This window comes from Alterotamlana spongicola (assembly GCF_035818475.1).
Taxonomy (GTDB): domain Bacteria; phylum Bacteroidota; class Bacteroidia; order Flavobacteriales; family Flavobacteriaceae; genus Cognatitamlana.
This window is the reverse complement of record NZ_JAYMGV010000011.1, coordinates 1-5,929: the sequence shown is the minus strand read 5'-3', so window position 1 is coordinate 5,929 and position 5,929 is coordinate 1. Positions and strand designations below refer to the sequence as shown.

General features: G+C 33.4%; 8 protein-coding genes and 1 pseudogene. 7 read left to right on the top strand and 2 right to left on the bottom strand.

Going from position 1 to position 5,929, the window contains the following annotated elements; all coding sequences use genetic code 11:
- On the bottom strand, nt 1–215 hold a 215-nt coding region (locus VOI54_RS17910), incomplete at its 3' end, for a transposase (RefSeq protein WP_326284707.1).
- A 66-nt stretch (nt 216–281) separates the two neighbouring features.
- Here VOI54_RS17910 and VOI54_RS18025 point away from each other — a divergent pair.
- From VOI54_RS18025 to VOI54_RS17880, 7 genes are all read left to right on the top strand, one after another.
- A complete protein-coding gene (locus tag VOI54_RS18025) occupies nt 282–404 on the top strand; it encodes a hypothetical protein (RefSeq protein WP_442809412.1) in 123 nt (40 codons plus the stop codon).
- Nucleotides 405–561: 157 nt separating this feature from the next.
- Nucleotides 562–1,080, top strand: a complete 519-nt coding sequence (locus VOI54_RS17905) for an SMI1/KNR4 family protein (protein ID WP_326284705.1) — start codon at nt 562–564, stop codon at nt 1,078–1,080.
- A gap of 158 nt (nt 1,081–1,238) precedes the next feature.
- Nucleotides 1,239–1,781, top strand: coding sequence for a Crp/Fnr family transcriptional regulator (locus VOI54_RS17900; RefSeq protein ID WP_326284704.1), 543 nt, complete (start codon nt 1,239–1,241; stop codon nt 1,779–1,781).
- 75 nt (nt 1,782–1,856) lie between these two features.
- Entirely contained in the window at nt 1,857–3,059 is a 1,203-nt protein-coding gene (locus tag VOI54_RS17895; protein WP_326284702.1) for a metallophosphoesterase, read from the top strand.
- 2 nt (nt 3,060–3,061) lie between these two features.
- Nucleotides 3,062–3,961, top strand: a complete 900-nt coding sequence (locus VOI54_RS17890) for an oxidoreductase (RefSeq protein ID WP_326284700.1) — start codon at nt 3,062–3,064, stop codon at nt 3,959–3,961.
- Nucleotides 3,958–4,659 carry an NAD(P)H-binding protein gene (locus VOI54_RS17885; protein WP_326284698.1) on the top strand — a complete coding sequence of 234 codons (702 nt, stop codon included), beginning with the start codon at nt 3,958–3,960 and terminating at the stop codon, nt 4,657–4,659. Before VOI54_RS17890 ends, VOI54_RS17885 begins: the two co-directional genes overlap by 4 nt.
- Nucleotides 4,660–4,792: 133 nt before the next feature.
- Nucleotides 4,793–5,137, top strand: a complete 345-nt coding sequence (locus VOI54_RS17880; RefSeq protein WP_326284697.1) for a hypothetical protein — start codon at nt 4,793–4,795, stop codon at nt 5,135–5,137.
- A gap of 188 nt (nt 5,138–5,325) precedes the next feature.
- Here the strand turns inward: VOI54_RS17880 and VOI54_RS17875 are convergent.
- Nucleotides 5,326–5,817 (bottom strand): annotated as a pseudogene (locus VOI54_RS17875) (transposase); the annotation flags it as partial.
- Nucleotides 5,818–5,929: the final 112 nt, after the last annotated feature.

Sequence of the window (5,929 nt, the reverse complement as noted above, 5' to 3'; positions counted from 1 at the left end):
AAGGCTATTTCTTTTTGTTCATCTGTCCATTTCGGCTTTCCTCGACCTGGAAAACTATTCTTACCATAATCTTGTGATTCTTTTCGCCAACGATGTAATACCGAATACGGAATGTCTAATTCCCCACACACTTGTTTTGTGTTCCCTCGGGCATAACTTAATTCTACAGCCTTTTTCTTAAATGAAGGACTGTAATTTCTGTACTGTTTTTTCATGATTCAAAGTTAATTTATGCAACTCTAAATCTCGCATCTTTATGTCCAGTCTAATATAGTAAGTCCATTGCTAACGTAGCACACGCTAAAAGAGCAGCAAAAAATGCAATTAATCTATACAACGAAGTAAGATTACACTTATCTTTAGACTATAAAACACCTAATATGGTATATAAATTAGCAGCGTAAAATCAATTTTAACCTGTAGCCATATTTCAGGACAAGATATTTGAAAAACGATATGACTATTTTATCAAAATACCTATTAATTATACCATTGTTAATGTCTTGTAATTCAATTAAATACAAAAATAATTCAATCGAACTGAAAAATTCAGATATAGAAATGCAAGCGTTAATTGGAATTTTAAAAGAGGACTTAAAATATCACGAAAATATCAATTCAAAAATTACTAACCAGGAAATAAAAAAGTTGGAAAATGATATGAATATAAAAATTCCAGAACCCTATAAAACATTCCTTAAAGAATTTGGAAACGGAGCTGAATCTTTATACCATATTGACCAGCCAATTAATGGAATAAATATGGAATTCGGAGCAATACATTGGTTTGGGAAATTTAGAAAAAATTTAGGCGAAGAAATTAACACCGATGGTTTCGGTATTTATAAAAAAGATAGCTTATTGTGTTTAATGACCGAAAACTCAAATGGAGGAGCTTGGGTGTGGTTAACTTCGCAAACTAATGAAAATGGAGAATGGCCACTTGCTTATTATAATATTGACGACGGAAAATTATATTACAAAGTAAATAGTTTCAAAGAATGGATTCTAATAGCAACAAAATGCAAGTGTGAAGTCATTAGAAAACTAGATAAAGAGAATAAGTTAGGTTTAGGATAAATAAAAACGCAGTACAACACCGTATATAAAAAATTGCTAGTTTTATCCTAAACCAATGTTAGTTACTTTGTTTGCTAGCTTCTGATTTTTCTTCGGAAAATCCTCGCACACAAACATGCAACTTTCCATATACAAACACGTTGTGGTTAATTTAAAAAATGAAACAAAACTTATTAGAAATCCATAAGGAACTTTCAAAACTAGGCATTGAAAAAACGGTTCAGAGTCATACCACACTTATTGAGTATGGTGAAATGGCTAATAAACTATTTTTAATTCAAAAAGGCGGAATCGTTATGCTTCACGTTCATCCTAAGACAGCTATAGAGCGTGCCATTAATTTTTTCATTCCAGAGTTTCATCCAATAGCAAGCATTGCAGCACCTTATTATCTAGAAAAACCATCAGAATATCGCCTAAAAACATTTACCAATACTACATTTATAGAAATTAAAAAAGTTGACTTTGATACTTTTTTAAAATCATCTGATTACAGCGAGCAAATGATGGATTATGGAATAAAATCACTTTTAGAAAAAAACGAAATCAGAGCTAAACTTATAAGCTACACTAGCGAAGAAATGCTACGATATATTCACGAAAAGTTGCCCCAGATTCTTCAAAATATTCCATCTAAATATGTTGCCAATTTTTTAGGTATTACACCTCAATGGTTTAGTAGATTAAAACAAAATCTCTAGCACCTCAAATCTGAAATTAATTTCAGATTTGAAAAATACACATAACCTAACTTTGTAATAATTTTTTACATCCAAATGACAAGGTTAGTTATTATCATTTTTGTTTTCTTTCTGCTCGATTTATATGCCTATCAAAGTATAAAAACGCTTATTGATACTAGTCTAGCAAAAGGGCTATTTTTTGGAGTTAGCTTAATTGTAACCACACTCTGTTTTTATACCTATCTCATTGACAGGGAAGTATTTCCTACAGCTATAGCTAATATTATTGTAGGCGCTTTTATTATTTTAAGCATTACAAAATTGGTGCTCATTACTTTTCTTTTATTAGAAGATGTAATTCGGATTTTCGAATATGTTCTATCACCCAAAAAAATCACGCATATACCTTCGCGAAGAAAATTTATAAGTCAAATTGCTTTAGGTGCTGCTGCCATTCCTTTTGCTTCGTTACTTTATGGTGTTTTTAAGGGGAAATACAATTACAGGGTTATTAAACACAGCTTATATTTTGATGGGCTTCCTGAAGCTTTTGATGGCTATAAAATTACGCACGTCAGCGATTTTCATTGTGGCAGTTTCGATAATAAAGAGAAAGTAGAATATGGCATCGATTTAATAAACCAACAAGCATCAGACCTTATCGCTTTCACCGGAGATTTGGTAAATTTAAAAACTTCAGAATTACAACCTTGGAAAGCTACTTTTTCTAAACTTAAAGCAAAAGATGGTGTATTTTCAATATTAGGGAACCACGATTATGGTGATTATGCACAGTGGGAAAGCAAAAATGATAAGCAAGATAACTTTACTCAAATGCTTGTGCTCCAAAAAGAAATGGGGTTTGACCTTTTGCTTAATGAGAAAAAGTACGTCCAAAGAAACAACCAACAGATCGCTATTATAGGCGTTGAAAACTGGGGTAAAGGTTTCGTAAAAAAAGGTGATTTAAGTAAAGCTATTGGTGCAAATGTCAAAGACAAATTCAGTGTGGTATTAAGTCACGACCCAACACATTGGGAAAAAGAAATCATACAACATTCGCACCCTTTGCAGCTCACACTTAGCGGTCATACACACGGTATGCAAATGGGCATTGAAATTCCAGGTTTTATAAAATGGAGTCCCATAAAATATAGATATAAACGTTGGGCAGGAATTTATAAAGAGAACGGAAAATATATAAACATCAATAGAGGATTTGGCTTTTTGGCATTCCCAGGAAGAATTGGCATTTGGCCAGAAATAACAGTTATAGAATTAAAGAAAAAAACATAAAAATGAATAAATGGACTTCAGAAAATATACCTAATCAACAAGGCAGCGTAGCTATTATCACAGGCGGCAACGTAGGCTTAGGTTTTGAAATTGCCAAACAGCTAGCCAATAAAAACGCTACAATAATTATTGCATGCAGAACAGTTTCTAAAGGTGAAAAAGCCATTAAAGACATAGAAACTCAACTCAATAAATCCATCAACGCAAATATAATACCGTTGGATTTAACAGATTTTGATTCTGTAAGAGCCTTTACCGAAATTTTTAAAAGCAAATACAACAGATTAGATTTGCTTATCAACAATGCTGGTGTGGTAAACCTCAAAGAAAAAGGAATTACCAAAGACGGATTAGAAATGCATATGGCAACCAACCATTACGGGCATTTTGCTTTAACAGGGTTGCTGTTCGACCTAATTTGCAAAACCACAAACGCACGGGTAGTTACAATGAGTAGCGGTGGACATAAATATGGAAATATTGATTTTAACGATGTTAATTGGGAAAAACGCAAATATCACAGAGTAAATTCCTATGGTGATAGTAAGCTGGCAAACCTTTTGTTTGTTCGTAGCCTTCAAGAGAAATTTAACGGTCAAAAAACCAATGCTATTTCTGTTGCAGCCCACCCTGGGTTATCGGCTACCGAACGTCAACAAACCATTGGTATTGGCGGTTGGCTTACCAAAGTATTGGCACAGCCAGTTTGGAAAGGTGCTTTACCTGCTTTACGAGCTGCTACCGATTCCAAAGTAAAACCTATTGAATATTACGGTCCAAAATATGGGATGTTTGGTTATCCTAAATTGGCTAAAATGGATAAAAAGACTTTTGATAAAGCTGTTGCCAATAAGCTTTGGAAACTGTCTGAAGAAATTACAAACGTAACATTTAATAGATGAAATTTATTGCAACAGTTGTTGGCGGAACAGGCTTAGTAGGCAATTTTCTCATACAAGAACTTTTAGCCGATGAAAACTGCAAACAAGTAAATTTTATCACCCGAAGAAAAATTAAACTTTCGCACCCAAAAATAAATGAGTGCATTATTGATTTCTCCAGAGAAGAGGATTACAAAAAGCATATTACTGGTGATGTATTATTTTCTTGTTTAGGAACAACTAGAGCACAAGCGGGAAGTAAAGAAAAACAATATTTGGTAGATTACACCTATCAATATACTGCGGCAAAAGCAGCATCTGAAAACAATATAAAAAATTATGTACTGGTTTCTTCCCCTTGGTCAAGCATAGATTCGTCTAACTATTACTGTAAAATGAAAGCTAAACTCGAAATTGATGTGGAAGCTTTATCTTTTGATAAAATTGCCATCATTAAGCCTAATGGATTAATTGGAGAGCGAAACACAACAAGGATTGGTGAAAGGTATGGATTAAAGATTTTCTCTTTCTTGACGAGAATCATTCCACCCCTGAGAAAACACCAACCAATTCAAGCTATTAAGGTGGCTAAAGTGATGCTACTTTCGTTTTATAAAAGTCTTTCAAGTCAATCAAAAGTATTGATGATAGAGAGAACTGAGTTGGATGAATTATTTAAAGAAAAAAAAACTACACACAGCAACTTATATAAAAAATAGCGGTTTAAGTACTTATTTTAAAGTTGATTTTATAAATTTATCATTAGTTATAAATCGAAAAGTTAGTGCATAAAATTCGCTACTTTTCATATACAAGACCGTTGTAAACAATGCCCAAACTGAATGTTGAAAAATGAATTTGGACGAACTAACAAAAAACATACGCAAAGTTTCTAAAGAAGAAACAGTTCAAAAATTAGCAGATAATATTCAGGAATGGAAAACTGATGAAAGAAATGCTGCTGAATTAAGAGATACTGTTGAACGATTTCTTGGCAACTCGTGGATTGATAAGCCAACAGACTTTGACAAGGTTTACGCAATGTGGACCGAATTTAGAAAATCGGCAATTGATGGAATTGGAGGAATGACAATGAATGAAAGACTTTATTGGTTCGGACTATTTGGTTTGTTTGATAATGCGAAAAATGACGCTGAACAAGAAAAATATTACGAAAAATTAATGGCGAAAAAATAAAAAGCACAGTTTACAACAATGGTAATCGTTGCACAAGCACTAATAAAATCAGATTTTAGTTCAAAAGCACCTTTTTAAGGAGTCTTGATCTTTAAAGAAGTCTAGTTTGTTTAACATATTCAAGGTCGTCAATGGTCTTATTTTAATTGATATTAGAGCTTTTAGTTGAAAATAAAATGATGCATACCTTTGGCATCGCTTTTCACGGTTTTTGCAGTGAATTTTAGGTACTTCTTCAGGTTATAGGCCATAGCAGATAGATGCATCACCTTGTTGGCCTGTGCTATACCAATGGTATTTATCTTCCTGAGCCCCATAAACTGGGTAAGGGTTCCAAATACAGGTTCTACGGTACTTTGGCGTTTCCCTTTCATATACCTGCCTCGTTTACTGTTTATCCTGGTATTGTTTCTTTCGTATTGTTCACGGTAATAAGTAACAGAAAACTTCTTCTCCTTGGCTGTTTTACCAAGGCACTCCTTGACCACCGGGCAACCTTTACACTGGTGGGTGGAACTACGATATTCTTTCTTCTTGGTTTGGGTCCTATAATCTAAAAATCCTTTCTTAAAGGGGATTATCTCACCTTGTGGACAGATATAATGGTCTTCTAATTTATTATAAACAAATCCTTCAGGACCACCTTTATAAATACCATGGGGTGGGATATGGACTTGCAATAAAAAAGTGGACAATTAATTGCGAGATTTAAGCGGCTACATTTTGGTTATACATTTCGGTTTCAAATTCGTTAATAGTTTTATACCCTAAAGTTGAGTGTATCCTTCTTTT

What these genes read in the sequence shown, in the direction of transcription:
- VOI54_RS17905 (WP_326284705.1), top strand. Translation starts at nt 562, where the DNA reads ATGCAAGCGTTAATTGGAATTTTAAAAGAGGACTTAAAATATCACGAA.
- VOI54_RS17900 (WP_326284704.1), top strand. Translation starts at nt 1,239, where the DNA reads ATGAAACAAAACTTATTAGAAATCCATAAGGAACTTTCAAAACTAGGC.
- VOI54_RS17895 (WP_326284702.1), top strand. Translation starts at nt 1,857, where the DNA reads ATGACAAGGTTAGTTATTATCATTTTTGTTTTCTTTCTGCTCGATTTA.
- VOI54_RS17890 (WP_326284700.1), top strand. Translation starts at nt 3,062, where the DNA reads ATGAATAAATGGACTTCAGAAAATATACCTAATCAACAAGGCAGCGTA.
- VOI54_RS17885 (WP_326284698.1), top strand. Translation starts at nt 3,958, where the DNA reads ATGAAATTTATTGCAACAGTTGTTGGCGGAACAGGCTTAGTAGGCAAT.
- VOI54_RS17880 (WP_326284697.1), top strand. Translation starts at nt 4,793, where the DNA reads ATGAATTTGGACGAACTAACAAAAAACATACGCAAAGTTTCTAAAGAA.